Raw genomic sequence first — 15,815 nt, 5'->3', positions numbered from 1 at the left:
CGTGCGCTGGCTCAGGATCGCCATAGGTTTCACTGTCAGTCTGCTGACCTTGCTCTGCTTGCTTCCGGCCCAGGCCGCGGCACAAGGCAGTGGCTGGGCGGTATTGCTTGACGAACAGGCCGATCTGCAACTGAGCGACATCCGCTCGCCCCGCTACATCAATCAATTCAGCCCCATCGAACTGGACCGGATTACCGCCGCGCAACCGGACGGTGCGTTGTGGGTGCGCTTCAGGCTGCAACCCGGCAAGCACGAGCAAGTGCTACGGGTATTCGCCCCAGACCTGGCACACCTGAACCTGTACGTGCTCGACGGCGACACCCTGGTGGAGCAACAAGCCACCGGCCCCCGCCAGCCCCAGGCCGAGCGCCCGCTGCCCAGCAGCGACTTCATGCTGCCGATGCCCCAAAGCCAGAAGCCGCTGGACGTGTACCTGCGCATGGTCTCGGAACACGAGCTGCGCCCCTACATCACCCTGGAGCCCGCCGTACTCGCCGCGGCCAACCAGAACCAGACGCTGATCTACGGGCTGCTGTTCGGCTGCCTGGTGATGCTGATCCTGCATAACCTGACCCGCTACGCCTACCATCGCTCCCGCAGCAGCCTGTGGCTCGCCGCCTGCGAAGTGTTGTTGCTGCTCAGCCTGGCGCTGCTGCTCAACCTGGTCGGGCCGTGGCTGCCGAACTGGCACGCGGTACAAACCCCTGGTGCGTACCTCGCCCTGCTGCTGACGGCGCCGTGCGGGCTGATGTTTGCCTATCGCTTCTTTGCGCCCCTTGGCCCGCATCCGCTGAACAAGCTGTTGATGGCCGACATTCTGCTGATCGTTCTCAGCGGGCTGTTGCTGCTGTTCGTCAACACGCTGCCACTGAATATCATCACCTACGCCCTGGTGGCGCTGGCCGGCCTGAGCATGCTGTTCGTCTCGGCCTATCACTGGCAAAAAGGTTATCGCCCGGCGCGCCTGTTCATGGTGGCGATGGTGATTTTCAACATCGGCACGCTGATTATCCTGCCGGCCTTGCTGGGCCTGACATTGGTGGCGCCCCAAGGCTTGATCGTCACCCTGCTCGGTTTTATCTGCCTCAGCGGCCTGTTGATGAGCCTGGCCTTGGGCGAACGCCAGCGCGCCATCACCGAAGACAACTTCAGCCTCAGCCGCGACCTGGCCGCCAGCAATGCCGAAATCGCCGCCAAGGCCGAGTTCCTGGCGAAGATCAGCCACGAGATCCGCACCCCCATGAACGGCGTGCTGGGCATGACCGAGTTGCTGCTGGGCACGCCACTGTCGGTCAAGCAGCGCGACTACGTGCAAACCATCCACAGTGCGGGCAACGAATTGCTCACGCTGATCAACGAGATTCTCGACATCTCCAAGCTCGAATCCGGGCAGATCGAACTGGACGACGTGCAGTTCGACCTCAATGCGTTGATCGAAGACTGCCTGAGTATTTTCCGCGCCAAGGCCGAGCAGCAAAACGTCGAGCTGATCAGCTTTATCCAGCCCCAGGTGCCACGAGTCATCAGCGGCGACCCGACGCGCCTGCGCCAGGCGCTGTTGAGCCTGCTGGAAAACGCCCTGCAAAAGACCGATGAAGGTGAAGTGCTGATCGTCGTGGCGCTGGACGAGCGCAGCAGCAAGCCGCGTTTGCGAATTGCGGTGCAAGACAGCGGCCTGCCGATGGAGCCCGCCGAGCGCGACGCCCTGCTGCACAGCGAATTGCACAGCAAGAATTTCCTGTCTGCCACACGTTTGAGCGGCCATCTGGGCCTGGTCATTGCCCGCCAGTTGATCCTGCTGATGAACGGCGAGTTCGGCATCAAGAGTGGCAGCCAACAAGGCAGCACCCTGTGGCTGACCTTGCCACTGGACCCGGAACGTCTCGAACATCCCACCTCCGACCTCGACGGCCCGCTCAAGGGCGCGCGCGTGCTGGTGGTGGACGACAACGACACCTGCCGCAAAGTGCTGGTGCAGCAATGCACGGCCTGGGGCCTGAACGTGAGTGCCGTGCCTTCGGGCAAGGAAGCCCTGGCGCTGCTGCGCACCAAGGCGCACCTGCGGGATTACTTCGATGTGGTGCTGCTGGACCAGAACATGCCCGGCATGACCGGCATGCAACTGGCGGCGAAGATCAAGGAAGACCCGAGCCTGAACCACGACATCTTGCTGATCATGCTCACCGGCATCAGCAATGCGCCGAGCAAGATCATCGCGCGCAACTGCGGGATCAAACGCATCCTCGCCAAACCCGTGGCCGGCTACACCCTCAAGACCACCCTGGCCGACGAGTTGACCCAGCGCAGCAAGGGCACTGTGCAACCGCGCCAGGCGGCGATCAGCGCGCCGGTCCCGGTGACCGTGCCGAATGACTTCCGGATTCTGGTGGCCGAAGACAACAGCATCTCCACCAAGGTGATTCGCGGCATGCTCGGCAAGCTCAACCTGCAGCCGGACACCGCGAGCAATGGTGAAGAAGCGTTGCAAGCGATGAAAACCCAGCGGTATGACCTGGTGTTGATGGACTGTGAAATGCCGATCCTCGACGGCTTCTCCGCCACCCAGCAACTGCGGGCGTGGGAAGTCAGCAACCAGCGCATTCGTACGCCGGTGGTGGCGCTGACGGCGCACATTCTTTCGGAGCACAAAGAGCGTGCGCGCCAGGCCGGGATGGACGGGCACATGGCCAAGCCGGTGGAGTTGTCGCAATTGCGCGAGTTGGTGGAGTACTGGGTGGCACAGCGCCAACAGCGCCCTGAGCACGCACCTACCTAACCCAGGCATGGCACAGATCAAAATGTGGGAGCGGGCTTGCTCGCGAAAGCGGTGTGTCAGCCAATACATGTTTGACTGATACACCGCTTTCGCGAGCAAGCCCGCTCCCACATTGGATTGTTGTCGCTTCACAGATAGCGCTCAGCCACAGGCCTGATAAACTCCCGCTCGCCCTCCTTCGCTGCGAGCTCCCACCATGCTCCATGTGCTATTCAGCGTTTACCTGAAGATGCTGGTGCTCTACAGCCCCTTCTTCGTGCTTTCCTGCTTTATCAGCCTGACTCGTGGTTACTCCAGCAAGGAGCGGCGGCGCCTGGCCTGGAAAGTGGCCCTCGCCACCCTGGTATCAAGCGTGTTGCTCTACCTGTTCGGCCGGGTGATTTTCAGTGTGTTCGGCATCACCGTCGACGCCTTCCGCATCGGCGCCGGCAGTGTGCTGTTTATCTCGGCCCTGGGCATGGCCCAAGGCAAGTCGGCGGTGCAGACCGACAACGTGCAGCAGGACGTGACCATCGTCCCGCTGACCATCCCCCTGACCGTCGGCCCCGGCACCATCGGTGCGCTGCTGGTGATGGGCGTCAGCCAGCCGCACTGGGACGACAAGATCACCGCCATCCTCAGCATCGCCCTGGCCAGCCTTACGGTGGGCGTGGTGCTATACCTGTCCAACCGTATCGAACGCATCCTCGGCGACCAGGGCCTGCAGATTGTCAGCCGCTTGATGGGGTTGTTTGTGTGCGCCCTGGCCGCACAAATCATCTTCACCGGGGTACGCGGCTACCTGGTGCCGTAGGTCAAATCCTGTATTGGGCGATGGCCAGGCGGACCTTGTCCCCTGCGCTGTCGCGCATCAGTTGAATCGTGGCTTCGTTGACCACCGAACTGTTCAGCACCAGGCAGGTGCGGCCACTGAAGGCTTCAACGGACGCGCTGTCCCACTCCAGAAACGGCATGCCCCACTGCTTGCTGACGCCGTGGGAGCTGTAAGTCACCAGCACCATCGACACTTCCCCCGCCGTTTCCGAACAGGATGCCAAGCCGAAATCGCCGCCCTCATGGGTCGTGGTATTTCGTTTGAATAACTCAAATGAGGCCGGGAGCTGTTTCAAGGCTTCGATAGCCTCCCCCACCCGCTTGGGCAGTACACTGATCAATGGCCCCGACAGGAACGTCGAGGCCACGGTCGCTGCCACCAGGTTCAGCGCCGCCAGCTGCACCGACAATCCTTTGCGGGTCGTGTATACCCGCTCGAAACTGCTCCTGACCGGCATCCAGCCCAGGCTGCTCATCACCTTGATGAATTCGTTGTACCAGGCCTCCGTTCCCCGGGCGATCCGCAACACATCGCTGACGTAGCTGCTCGCCAGCAAATAGCTTTTGCGGGTGTACTCCTTGTTGAGGCTCGTCATGCCTTCCACAAACGACATGACACTGTTGTTCACCACTGCCGCGTTCAGCTCATCATCACCGTCGAGCTTCTCCGGCGCGCGCAACCCCGACGCCAGGCCGGGCGCGCCCGGAAGCCGGTAGGCGGCAATCAGTTTCCTCCTTTTTGCGCTGTTGATCCGTCTGTTATTTCGCTCCATAGCCATTTCTCCATAACCCCCAACATGGGGCTTAACGCCAACACTAGTCGACTTGCCGGGGATTTTGAGCTGCTGGAAATTGACCACGGGACGCGCCGCGACCCGCAGGAAAAATCACTGCAGGGAGCACAGATGAGTAAACGCTGGGGATGAGGCGACGGCGCACAAAGACGCCGTGCTTTTCTTCAAACCGTAGAGAAAGGTATGACGTGAGTCGATGCAAAAAAAACTCGGCAAGCAGACCTTTCCGGCATCAATGACTGACGTTTCAAGGCGGCCCCATGGCGAGGCCGCCGTCGTTTTCAGGAGACCGGTTTCTCGCCATACCAACGTGGCGTATACACCCACTCGCCACCACCCGCCCGCGCAAATACACAGGTGGTGGACGATCCGATCAGCACCATGGTGCGCATGTCCACCTGCTCCGGGGTCAGTTGCCCCAGGGTGGTGACTCGCAGGGTCTGGCCCGGTCGACCGATATCGCGGCCCAACACCACCGGCGTCTCGGCCGTGCGGTGCTGCGCGACGATCTCCAGAGCGCGCCCCAACTGCCAGGGCCGAGCACGGGAAATCGGGTTGTAGAACGCCAGCGCCAGGTCGGCCTGGGAAGCCAGGTCCAGGCGCTTCTCGATGATCGACCAGGGCTTGAGGTTGTCCGACAGCGACATCACGCAGAAGTCATGCCCCAGCGGCGCCCCCGCCTGCGCCGCCGTGGCGAGGGATGCCGACACACCCGGCAGGATTTCCAGATCGACCTGATGCCAGGCCGGGTCGCTGGACTCATGCAGGGCCTCGATCACCGCAGCGGCCATGGCGAATACGCCTGGGTCACCCGAAGACACCACCACCACCGAACGTCCCTGCGCCGCCAGCTCAAAGGCGTGACGGGCGCGCTGCATCTCTTCGCGGTTGTCGGTGCAATGCTGGATTTGATCCGGGCGGAACGGCCCCGCCATGCGCACATAGGTTTCGTAACCCAGCACGTCGGTGCAGCGGGCCAGTTCAGCCTTCACCGCTGGCACCATCAGTTCCGCAGCGCCGGGGCCCAAACCGATGACCGCCAGGCGGCCGCGGGGGCGACCGATCAGGGACAGGTCCAGCGGTGCGTCGGCCACCGTAATGGCGATGTCCGTTTGGGTCGCCAAACCGGCGAAGCGCAACGGTACGCCCAACTCGATTGAAGCCTCATGCAGCGACGAATCGGCCATCTCGGTTTCAGCCGCCAGCAAACACGCCAGGGACTGCACGGCGAGCCCTGCATCCTGCAACGCCGCACGAATGCGCGCGGCCAGTTTCGGCCCCGGCTGGCAGGTGACCAACACGTTCTTCGGATAAATCAGTAGCTCATTAGCCGCGGGCGTACGCTCGGCACTGCCGACGTGAATCGCCAGACGCGCCTGCTGGTCCTGGGGCAAGTTGGCCTGATCCAGCCACGGCGCCGCACCTTCAATGCGTACCGATTCCCCCGCCAGCAAATCGGAAACAAAGCGTTTGCCCAGTTCCAGATCGCCGAGCTGATAACCGCTGGGCGGGTTGAGCAAGCAGGTGCCGAAACGCAGTTCGCCACTGGTGGTGATCGCGGCGGCCACGCCCAAGGCCGCGGCGATTTCCCGCGCCATTACGTTCACGCCCCCCAGGCCACCGAGCAGCGGCACTACGGCGCTGCCGTCTTCGGCAACTGCCAGCACCGCAGGCTCGACGCCCTTCTCCAGCAGCAGCGGCGCCAGGGTGCGGATCACAATTCCGGCGGCGCACAACGCGATGATCGGCGTGCCCTGTTGATACAACTGGCGCACAGTGGCACCGAATTCGTTATAGGCCTGATCCGCACCTTCAACCCGTCCGGCCAGGCCGTGGATCAGTGCGGCGGGATACACCTGCTGGATAGCCCGGGCAGTGGCGAGGCTGCCCTGCCCCAGAATGACAATCGCGGGAGCCGTCATCAGCCTTGCCACCTTTCACCGGGAACGATGATCAGCGAGAAATACGGCGAAGACGTTGGATCGACCTGGTCCAGGGCGACGATTTTCTGATTGGCCATGGTCGCGCGCTCGACGTACAACGCCCGGCTCGCCAGCCCCAGCTCTTCCAATACCTGACGCACCTTGGTGAAGTTGCGGCCCAGCTTCATGATCACCGCCGCGTCGGCATCCGCCAGGCGACGCTTGAGTTCGTCATGGGGCAACACGCCGGAGAGCACCGACAGGCTCTGGTTGCGATACACCAACGGCGCCCCCAGCACGGACGCGCCGCCGAGCATCGAGCACACACCCGGGATCACCTGGGCTTCGTAGCGCTCGGCCAGGCGGTCATGCAAATACATGTAGGAGCCGTAGAAGAACGGGTCACCTTCGCAAATCACCGCCACATCGCGCCCGGCATCCAGGTGTGCGGCAACGTCGACACTGGCGGTGTCGTAGAAATCACTGATCACTTGCTCGTAGGACAGCGGCGCGGGCAACACTTCAGTGGTCACCGGGTACACCAGCGGCATCAGGGTTTGCTGCGGCACCAAATGGTCTTCGATGATACCGAACGCGTTGCCTTTCTTGCCCTTGGCCACGAAGTACGCCACCACCGGCGATTCCCGCAGCAGGCGCAGGGCTTTCAGGGTAATCAGTTCCGGGTCTCCGGGGCCTACGCCCAGGCCAATCAAACGTCCGCGTGCCGGCATTATTCGACCTCCGTGGCCAAGGCGTTGACCGCGGCGGCGGCCATCGCACTGCCGCCCAGGCGGCCCTGCATGATCACGAACGGTACGCCGCGGCTGTCTGCCGCCAGCATCGCCTTGGATTCGGCGGCGCCGACAAAGCCCACCGGAAAACCGAGAATCAGCGCGGGTTTTGGCGCGCCGGCGTCGAGCATTTCCAGCAGGTAGAACAGCGCTGTCGGCGCATTGCCGATCACCACCACGCTGCCTTCCAGGTGCGGGCGCCACAGCTCCAGGGCGGCGGCGGAACGGGTGTTGTCCAGCTCGCGGGCCAACGCCGGCACGCTGTCATCGCGCAGGGTGCAGATCACCTGATTGTTGGCCGGCAGGCGCGTACGGGTCACGCCTTCGGAAACCATCCGCGCATCACACAGGATCGGCGCACCGGCGGCCAGGGCTTCGCGCCCGGCCTTGCCGGCACCTTCGGAAAATTGCAGGCCGTCGATGGCGTCGACCATGCCGCAGGCATGAATCACCCGCACGGCGAGTTTTTCCAGGTCGGCAGGAATGCGATCCAGCTTGGCTTCTGCGCGAATGATCGCGAAGGAGTTGCGATAGATCTCCTGACCGTCGCGGATGTAATCAATCATCGGTGTTGCTCCGTGGGTGGGCGCGCAACAAGGCGCCCGCCGCTTCAATGGAAAGAGTGCGCGCGTGCAGGCGGCCGAAACCGGGCTGGCCTGCGTCGCGGAAATAGAGGTCGTAGTGGCCGGGGCTTACCGCCAGCAAGGTGACGGGCGCGGTGTGTGCGGCGGCGCAGGAACGTGGGCAGCCGGACAGGTGCACGCTGTGGCCAGGCGCGAGTGTTGCCAATTGCAGGGCGTCGGTCTTGGTGTCGGACAGGCCTTTGGCGCATCCGCTGGAGCCGGTGCAGGCGATCAGGCGCGCCAGGGGCTGGTCCACCGAGCACAAAAAGCCAAGCCGTTCGAGGCGTTCAATGACAGCCGCCGCGTCACGGATATTGGGCAGCAGCAGGCCCTGCCATGGCGTGACACGCAGGGTGGCGTCGCCATGGTCGACGGCCAACTGCGCGGCGCCCCTGAGCATCGCCGAATCCAGGCGGCCCAAGGGGGCGACGGCAGCGACGTAGACTCGATTTTTTTGCCGCTGTGGATAACTTCCCAGGTGCAGCGGCGCGGGGTTGGAATGGCGTGAAAAGCCGTCAACCGGCTGCAAGGGCAGGTTTAGCTGCCGCAGAAAGTTATCCACAGACGTTTCAGTCAGCAGGTGGCGCATGCGGGTTTGATCGGGCCGGGCCAGTTCAAGGAACAGCTCCAGAACCGCCACCACCAGTGCATGCCCTTGCGCCAAAGGCACGGCGGCCAATGGCGCGTCCTGCGCCGGGCAGCCTGCCAGGCCGAATGCCAACAGCGTCTGGCCATTGGCGTCGAACGCCGACAACCACAGGTCGTGATGATGCTCGATCATCGCCAGGGCTTCACCGCCGTCCAGTTGCACGGCGAACTTGGCTGACAGCTCATGGAATCGCGGGTGGGTTTCCAGGGTGGCGAGGATTTCGTCGGCCAGCGGCCGTGTGTCGAACAGCATCTCGCGGTCGATGCCGGCGCTGGGGCTGAGCATCAGGTTGCGCACATCGTCACCGGCGGCGCTTCTGGGCCCAAGGTCAGCGGCCAGCAAGGCGGCGATCAATGCGTCCTGTTCGGCACCTATCCCGCGAATCTGCAGGTTGGCGCGGTTGGTCGCCTCGATTACCCCGCCGGCATGGGCCTGGGCCGCATCAGCCACGGCAAATGCCTGCTCGGCGCGGATCGAACCACCGGCCAGCTTGATCCGGCAAATCCCGCCATCCAACGCCTGGACAATACGCAGCAACCCCGGACAGGCCGAGGGGCGCAAGGTATTGGACGGTGGTATTGGTTTCACAGGGCTACCGGTTCACGGGTAAAGGCGCGGTATTATGCCTGCTTTGTCCGGCGGCATGAAAAGCCTGCCCGTCGGATGTCGTTCAAGGAATTCATATGTCGCCCTGGCTGACGGTAGTAGGCATCGGTGAAGACGGCTTCAAGGGCCTGGGCAGAAACGCCCGGCACGCCCTGCTGCGCGCCTCGCGCATTGTTGGCGGCCAGCGCCAGCTGGACTTGTTGCCGGTATGTATCCGTGGCGAACGCCAGCTGTGGCCGAGCCCGTTTTCCCTGGAACCGGTGTTGGCCAGGCGCAGTGAAGCGGTGTGCGTGCTGGCCAGCGGCGATCCGATGTTCTATGGCGTAGGCGCGAGCCTGGCGCGGCAGGTGCCCGCCGATGAGCTGCTGATTCTGCCGGCGCCTTCGTCGGTGTCATTGGCGGCGGCGCGTTTGGGCTGGCCGCTGCAGGACGTGGTGACGCTGTCGGTGGTTGCCCGGCCATTGGCGGCGCTGAATGTGCACCTGGCCAGCGGCGTGCGCATGCTGGTGCTGAGCAATGACGGCCAGAGCCCGGCGGCGATGGCGGCGCAGTTGGCTGAGCGTGGCTTTGGCGCAAGTCGCCTGAGGGTGTTTGAACACCTCGGTGGACCGGATGAGCGGCGCCTCGACGGCATCGCCCGGGATTGGCCAGGTGAACCGATTGCGGCATTGAACCTGGTGGCCATCGACTGCGTGGCCGACGCCAACACAGCCCGCCTGTCACGCCTGGCGGGGCTGCCGGACTCGGCCTTCAAGCACGATGGCCAACTGACCAAACGTGACGTGCGCGCCATGACCCTCGCCCGCCTCGCGCCGATGCCCGGCGAACTGCTGTGGGACGTCGGCGCGGGCAGCGGCTCCATCGGGATCGAATGGATGCGCGCCCACCCCTGTTGCCGAGCGCTGGCCATCGAAGCCGATGAAGGTCGGCAACTGTTGATCGAACACAACCGTGACGCACTCGGCGTCCCAGGCCTGCAGTTGATTCGCGGCACCGCGCCCCACGCACTCGCTGGCCTGGAAGCGCCCGACGCCATCTTCATCGGCGGAGGCGTCACCCGCGACGGCGTGCTCGACACCTGCTGGCAACACCTGCGCCCCGGCGGTCGGCTGGTGGCCAATGCCGTGACCCTGCAAAGCGAAATGACCCTGATGGCCTGGCGCGAACAACACGGCGGCGAACTCACCCGCATTCATGTGGCCCAGGCCCAGCCGCTGGGGGATTTTGATACCTGGCGCCAGGCGCTGCCGATCACTCTGCTGGAAGTGATCAAGCCGCTATGAAACGCATCCTGCTGCTGGGCGGCGTGACGGAAGCCCTGGCCATTGCCCGCACACTGGGGCCGGAGCATATCTACAGCCTGGCGGGTGTTGGTCGGGTACCGACGGACCTTACTTGTGAAGTGCGCGTCGGCGGCTATGGCGGCGCTGATGGCCTGGCGCAGTTTATTCGCGACGAAGGCATCGAACGGGTGGTGGACGCGACTCATCCGTATGCCGCGCAGATCAGCGCCAACGCGGCCCGCGCCGCGGGTATGTGCGGCATTCCCTGCTGGGCCCTGCGCCGTCCGGCGTGGCAGCCACAGGCCGGTGATGACTGGCGCGAGGTCAGTGACTGGGCGGAGTTGATCGAAGCCCTGAAAACCTTCAAGCGACCGCTGTTCACCCTGGGGCGCGAACCGTTGCAGCACCTCGACGAAATCCCCGCCGAGCAGTTCTGGACGCTGCGCGCGCTGGACGTATATCCGGGCAATGAACGTTGCGAAGTGATCGCTGCCCGTGGGCCGTTTTTGATCGAGGATGAGCGGGCGTTGTTTGAGCGCCGGCAGATTGATGTACTGATCAGCAAGAACAGCGGCAGCAGCGCCACGGAGCCAAAGCTGGAAGTGGCGCGGGAACGTGGGGTGCCGGTGCTGGTGTTGAAGCGGCCGGTGTTGCCGGAGGTGGACCGGGAGTTCACGACCGTCAACTCGGTACTACAAGCCTTACAGTCGTTATGACCTGACACGAACAAATGCCAAGTCGCAACTCAGCCCGTTGGCCGAGGCCAGTGCTTCAATAAGGTTGATCAACAGCTCTTCGGTGCGGATTCCATCGGCTACAGGCACTGACTGAAACGGGCGTCCTCAGGACGCCCGTTTTGCTTTTAAGCTTGAGGCTTGAAGCCAGCGGCTGTTTTTTCTATCACCTCCCAATCAATTACCGGCTTATGCGCTCGTGACAGCAGGGTGTAGACCGACGGCAACACGAACAGCGTAAACAAGGTGCCCACCAGCATCCCGATAACGATCACAAGCCCCAGGCCAAATCGACTGCTGGCGCCGGCGCCGGACGAGAACAGCATCGGTACCAGGCCAACCACCATCGCGGCGGTGGTCATCAGGATCGGCCGTAGACGAATTCGCGCTGCGCGGATGATCGCCTGGGCCGGCGTGCAGCGGTATAGCAGCTGTAACTCGTTGGCGAACTCGACCATCAAGATCCCGTGTTTGCTGATCAGTCCGATCAGCGTCACCAAGCCAATCTGCGTGTAGATGTTTATCGTGGCCAAACCCAGGGCCAGCGGGATCAACGCGCCGCAGATCGACAGCGGCACCGTGATCAGGATGATCAGCGGATCGGTCAGGCTTTCATACTGCGCGGCCAGCACCATGTAGATCACGATCAGCGCAAACAGGAACGTCAGCATCAACGCATTGCCTTCGTGAATGAACTGGCGCGAATCGGCCTGCCAGTCATGGCTGAAGCTGGCCGGCAGCTGTTGGCTGTGCGCCTGCAAAAACGCCACCGCCTGACCCAGGCTGACCCCCGGCGCCGGGATGCCCTGGAAGGTCGCGCTGTTCTGTTGATTGAACTGCTTGAGCTTGTTCGGCTCGATCACGCTGTGAAGGCTGACCACGGTTGACAGCGGCACCTGCTGGCCGGCGTCGGTATCGAGGTAGAAGGCATTCAGGTCCTGAGGCGTGAGGCGGCGCGACGCCTGGCTCTGGGGGATCACATCATATGAACGGCCCTGCAAGGCGAAGCGGTTGGTGTAATTTTCGCCGATCAACACCGCCAGGGTGCTGCCGATGTCCTGCATGCGAATCCCCAGGCTGTTGGCCTTGCTGCGGTCGATGCGCACCTGGGTCACCGGGTTGTTGAAGGCCAGGTCACTATCGACCACCGCAAACAGGCCGCTGGCCCGCGCCTGGGTCTTCAGCTCTTCCATGGCCTGGTACAACGAGCGGTAGTCCTCGGTGCTGCGCATCACCAGTTGTACCGGCAAACCGCCGGTCGAAGCGGGCAGTGGCGGCAACTGGAACACAAAGATCGAGTTGCCCTCCACCGCATCCACGCTCTGTTGCAGTTCGGCCTGGATACTCGCGGCGCTGCGTGAACGTTGCGACCACTCGCTGAAGTTGACGCCGGCGAAGCTGGCCGCCACCCCGTCGTTGCCATTGATGATCCAGGTACTGACGGTCTCCGGCAGTTGGCCGAGAATCTCGCTCAACTGATAGGCGTAGCGCTCCACGTAATCGAGGTTGGCGTGTTGCGGTGACTTGATCGCCAGCAGCAGGTTGCCCTGGTCCTCATTCGGCGCCAGTTCCTTGCTGGCCTGCCCGTACAGCCAGGGCAGGCTGATCAGCACCAGTGCGCCCAGCAGCAGGATCAGCCCTCGCCTGCGCAACGAGCCGAGCAGCGCGCGCTGGTAGAGGCGCGCCAGACGCTGGAAGAAGCGCTCGGCCAGGCGGCTCATGCGCCCTTCGTGTTCCTGGCTGGGCAGCAGCTTGGCGCACATCACCGGGGTCAGGGTCAGGGCGATGACCCCGGAGACCAGCACCGCGCCGGCCAGGGTCAGGGCGAACTCCTTGAACAACGCGCCGGTCAGGCCGTTCATCAGTCCGATGGGCATATAGACGGCGGCCAGGGTGATGGTCATGGCGATCACCGGCGAAGCAATTTCCCGTGCGCCGAACAGCGCGGCTTGCAGGGCCGTGCGGCCTTCCTTGAGGTGACGGTGGATGTTCTCCATCACCACGATGGCGTCATCCACCACCAGGCCGATGGCCAGCACCATCGCCAGCAGCGTCAGCAGGTTGATGCTGAACCCGAACAACGTCATCAGCCCCAAAGCGCCGAGCATCGACAGCGGGATGCTGACGATAGGGATGATCACGCTGCGCACCGAGCCCAGGCACAGGTAGATGATCACCACCACGATCAGGATCGCTTCGATCAGGGTCTCGATCACTTCGATGATCGACGCCTCGATAAAGTGCGCGGTCTCGAACGCCAGCGCCACCTTGACCCCCGGCGGCAAGGTTTTCTCGATGGCCGGCAGCAGGCGCTTGATATCGGCGACGATCAGCAGCGGATTGCCCTTGGGCGTTGCGTACAGCCCCAGGTGTACCGCCGGCTTGGCATCCATCAGGGCACTGGTTTCATAGGCCGCCGAGCCGAGCTCCACCGTGGCGATATCGCGCAGGCGCAGCAGGTGGTCACCATTGTTGCTGATGACCATGTTGCGAAATTCATCCAGGCTGCTCAGGTCGGTATTGACCTGGATCGAGGAGACCACGTACTGGCCCTTGATCTGCCCCGGTGCTGCCTGGAAGTTATTGTCGCGGATGGCCTGTTCGACCTGAGCCGCGCTGATGCCGTGGCCTGCCATGCGCTGCGGATCGAGCCACAGGCGCATCGCGAGGCGCTGGCCGCCGAAGGTCTCGACCTTGGCCACACCCTCGATGGTGGAAAACAGCGGCTGCACCACGCGACTGAGGTAATCGCTCAAGGCCGAAGCGCTGAGGGAATCACTGGAAAATCCCACATAGGCCACGGCCGTTGCGTCGCCGGCGGAGCGCTCGATCACCGGGTCGTAGGCCTGTTCCGGCAGGCGATATTTGACTTGGTTGACCTTGGCAATCACATCGCTCAGGGCCTTGGCCGAATCCTGATTAAGGGCCATGCGCAAGGTGATCTGGCTGCGTCCCTGCACCGAGGTCGAGCTGACGTAGTCCACGCCTTCCACCGAGGCCAGGGACTGGTTGATCGGCTGGGTCACAAAGCCTTGCATCAGCTCGGCGGGAGCGCCGGGATAGTCAGTGGTGACGCTGATCACCGAGCTTTCCAGCAGCGGGTACTGGCGCACGGGCAGGTCGAGGTAAGCCTTGAGGCCGGCCAGCACGATCAGCAGGCTGACCACAAGCGCCAGCACCGGGCGGCGCACAAAGAGGTCGGTGAATTTCACGGTTGCTCTCCGGACATGCTCAGCCGCGGGGGCGTGTTGGCGTCGTTCAACACCGTGCGCTCAAGGGGTTCGATGGCGGCGCCGTCGCTGAGCTTGATCTGCCCGGAAATCACCACCTGTTCACCCGGATTCAACCCCGAGTCGATCACTACCCGGCCATCCCGGCGTTCGCCGGTCTTGACCAGCACCCGCCGTGCAACCGGCGGGGTGTTGGCGTCTGGCGAGGGTTGCACCACAAACACATCTTCACCATAGGCGTTATAGGTGATCGCGGTTTCCGGCACGGTCAGGGTATTGCTCGGCAGCGGCTGGGGCAGGCGCACTTTGGCGAACATGCGCGGCAAGGCGCCGGGCGTCGGCGCTTGCAGCAGCGCCTGGACACTCAAGGTGCGCGCGCGATCGAGGAACGGGTCGATGCTGCTGATGCGCGCGGTGTAGCGTTGCCCCGGCAGGGCATCGAGCTGCACGTTCACGCGGTTGCCGACCTTGAGTTGCGCCAGCGCTTGTTCCGGCACGCTGAAATTGACGTACAGGCCTTGGTCGCCGACCAGGTTGATCAGGCTGTCGCCCGGATTGACGTACTGCCCCAAGTGCACCTTGCGAATCCCCAGGGTGCCGGCAAAAGGGGCGCGAATGGTCAGTTGATCAATCTGCGCCTTGAGTTCCTGCAGGGCTCCTTGAGCCGTGGTGTACTCGGTCTGGGCATTGTCGAAGGCTTCGTGGGAGATGGCGTTGACCTTGACCAGGCTGCGCGAACGTTCCAGCTTGACCTTGGCGTTTTCCAGCTCGCTTTGCAGGCGCATCAGGCTGCCGCGCTGTGGCGCGTCGTTGAGCTTGACCAGCACTTGGTCCCGCTCGACACGCTGGCCGGATTCCACCGGCAATTGCACCACGCGCCCGCCGACTTCGGCGGGCACGCTCACCTGTTGCACCGCCTCCAGTTCGCCAATGGCCTCCAGGTAGCGGGTGAACGGTGCATCGCTGACTGGCGCAATCGCGACTTTTATCGGCGCCGGGGCGTAGGAGGCAACGGCCGGATGGCTCCAGCGCCATAAGCCCCAGGCCAGGGCGAGCAACAGTAGCGCGGCGATCAGCAATGCCACGGTGGTTCGGGAAACGGCACGTCCCGGAGTGCTGACGTGAGGCATAAGCTTCATTCCTTGAAGAGCAATCAGTAAATGGGCCAACAGCCCGGTGTCAGCAGTTCGACGAGGTTCGCATCCGGGTCACGGAAGTAAACGCTCGATCCGCCCTTGGGCCAATGCGTACGCCCTTCGATGGCGATATCGGCCGCGCCCAGGTGCGTCTCCCAGGTCGGCAGGTCTTCGGCATCGATGGCAAAGCAGATATGAATACGCCCGCTGGCGTCGTGGGGCGGGATCTCGCCGCCGCTCAAATACTTGGTCTGCACGGAGGCGCCCCGTTTGAACAGCAAGAGAGTATTCTGTTGGCCAACGTTGAACGCGACGAGCACGCGGCTCTCAACCATCACTTCCAGTTGCAGGTGCTGGCTGTAAAACGCTTTGGCGCGCTCAAGGTCATCCACGTACAGCGCGGTCTCAATAATTCGTTTGATTTGAGGCATGTTTTGCTCCTTTTTAAAGGGTTGCTC

12 protein-coding genes and 1 pseudogene are annotated in these 15,815 nt (G+C 63.3%); 4 read left to right on the top strand and 9 right to left on the bottom strand.

What is annotated here, in order from left to right; genetic code table 11:
• Position 1: 1 nt before the first annotated feature.
• Both D109_RS0119915 and D109_RS0119910 read left to right on the top strand, forming a co-directional pair.
• Positions 2-2,776 carry a hybrid sensor histidine kinase/response regulator gene (locus D109_RS0119915; protein ID WP_017478420.1) on the top strand — a complete coding sequence of 925 codons (2,775 nt, stop codon included), beginning with the start codon at positions 2-4 and terminating at the stop codon, positions 2,774-2,776.
• Positions 2,777-2,972: 196 nt separating this feature from the next.
• Positions 2,973-3,569 (top strand): MarC family protein, encoded by a 597-nt coding sequence (locus D109_RS0119910; protein ID WP_003217330.1) that lies wholly within the window; start codon positions 2,973-2,975, stop codon positions 3,567-3,569.
• A gap of 1 nt (position 3,570) precedes the next feature.
• Here the strand turns inward: D109_RS0119910 and D109_RS0119905 are convergent, their stop codons facing one another.
• The 5 genes from D109_RS0119905 to cobG form a co-directional block, all read right to left on the bottom strand.
• On the bottom strand, positions 3,571-4,362 hold the full coding sequence (locus D109_RS0119905; RefSeq protein ID WP_017478419.1) for a hypothetical protein: 792 nt from the start codon (positions 4,360-4,362) through the stop codon (positions 3,571-3,573).
• A 302-nt stretch (positions 4,363-4,664) separates the two neighbouring features.
• Positions 4,665-6,305: a precorrin-3B C(17)-methyltransferase gene (gene cobJ / locus D109_RS0119900; RefSeq protein ID WP_017478418.1), complete on the bottom strand. Its 1,641-nt coding sequence runs from the start codon at positions 6,303-6,305 to the stop codon at positions 4,665-4,667.
• Complete coding sequence (locus D109_RS0119895) at positions 6,305-7,036, bottom strand: precorrin-2 C(20)-methyltransferase (protein ID WP_003217336.1); 732 nt, start codon at positions 7,034-7,036, stop codon at positions 6,305-6,307. The genes cobJ and D109_RS0119895 overlap by 1 nt, the downstream gene beginning before the upstream one ends.
• Entirely contained in the window at positions 7,036-7,662 is a 627-nt protein-coding gene (locus tag D109_RS0119890) for a precorrin-8X methylmutase (protein WP_017478417.1), read from the bottom strand. The genes D109_RS0119895 and D109_RS0119890 overlap by 1 nt, the downstream gene beginning before the upstream one ends.
• Positions 7,655-8,956: a precorrin-3B synthase gene (gene cobG / locus D109_RS0119885; protein WP_305366731.1), complete on the bottom strand. Its 1,302-nt coding sequence runs from the start codon at positions 8,954-8,956 to the stop codon at positions 7,655-7,657. The genes D109_RS0119890 and cobG overlap by 8 nt, the downstream gene beginning before the upstream one ends.
• A 95-nt stretch (positions 8,957-9,051) precedes the next feature.
• Here cobG and D109_RS0119880 point away from each other — a divergent pair, with 95 nt between their 5' ends.
• On the top strand, positions 9,052-10,257 hold the full coding sequence (locus D109_RS0119880) for a bifunctional cobalt-precorrin-7 (C(5))-methyltransferase/cobalt-precorrin-6B (C(15))-methyltransferase (RefSeq protein WP_017478415.1): 1,206 nt from the start codon (positions 9,052-9,054) through the stop codon (positions 10,255-10,257).
• Positions 10,254-10,973 (top strand): cobalt-precorrin-6A reductase, encoded by a 720-nt coding sequence (locus D109_RS0119875; RefSeq protein WP_017478414.1) that lies wholly within the window; start codon positions 10,254-10,256, stop codon positions 10,971-10,973. The genes D109_RS0119880 and D109_RS0119875 overlap by 4 nt, the downstream gene beginning before the upstream one ends.
• 12 nt (positions 10,974-10,985) lie before the next feature.
• Here D109_RS0119875 and D109_RS1000000135310 read toward each other — a convergent pair.
• From D109_RS1000000135310 to D109_RS0119860, 4 genes and pseudogenes are all read right to left on the bottom strand, one after another.
• Positions 10,986-11,081: pseudogene (locus tag D109_RS1000000135310) on the bottom strand (DUF6124 family protein); the annotation flags it as partial.
• A 38-nt stretch (positions 11,082-11,119) separates the two neighbouring features.
• Entirely contained in the window at positions 11,120-14,203 is a 3,084-nt protein-coding gene (locus D109_RS0119870) for a MexW/MexI family multidrug efflux RND transporter permease subunit (protein WP_017478413.1), read from the bottom strand.
• Entirely contained in the window at positions 14,200-15,351 is a 1,152-nt protein-coding gene (locus D109_RS0119865; protein ID WP_017478412.1) for an efflux RND transporter periplasmic adaptor subunit, read from the bottom strand. Before D109_RS0119865 ends, D109_RS0119870 begins: the two co-directional genes overlap by 4 nt.
• A 23-nt stretch (positions 15,352-15,374) precedes the next feature.
• Positions 15,375-15,788, bottom strand: a complete 414-nt coding sequence (locus D109_RS0119860) for a VOC family protein (protein WP_017478411.1) — start codon at positions 15,786-15,788, stop codon at positions 15,375-15,377.
• Between the last annotated feature and the right edge of the window lie 27 nt (positions 15,789-15,815).

It is taken from the genome of Pseudomonas sp. PAMC 26793 (assembly GCF_000313235.1).
GTDB lineage: Bacteria > Pseudomonadota > Gammaproteobacteria > Pseudomonadales > Pseudomonadaceae > Aquipseudomonas > Aquipseudomonas yamanorum.
The sequence above is the reverse complement of the archived record's forward strand: the minus strand, read 5'-3'. Positions and strand labels throughout refer to the sequence as shown.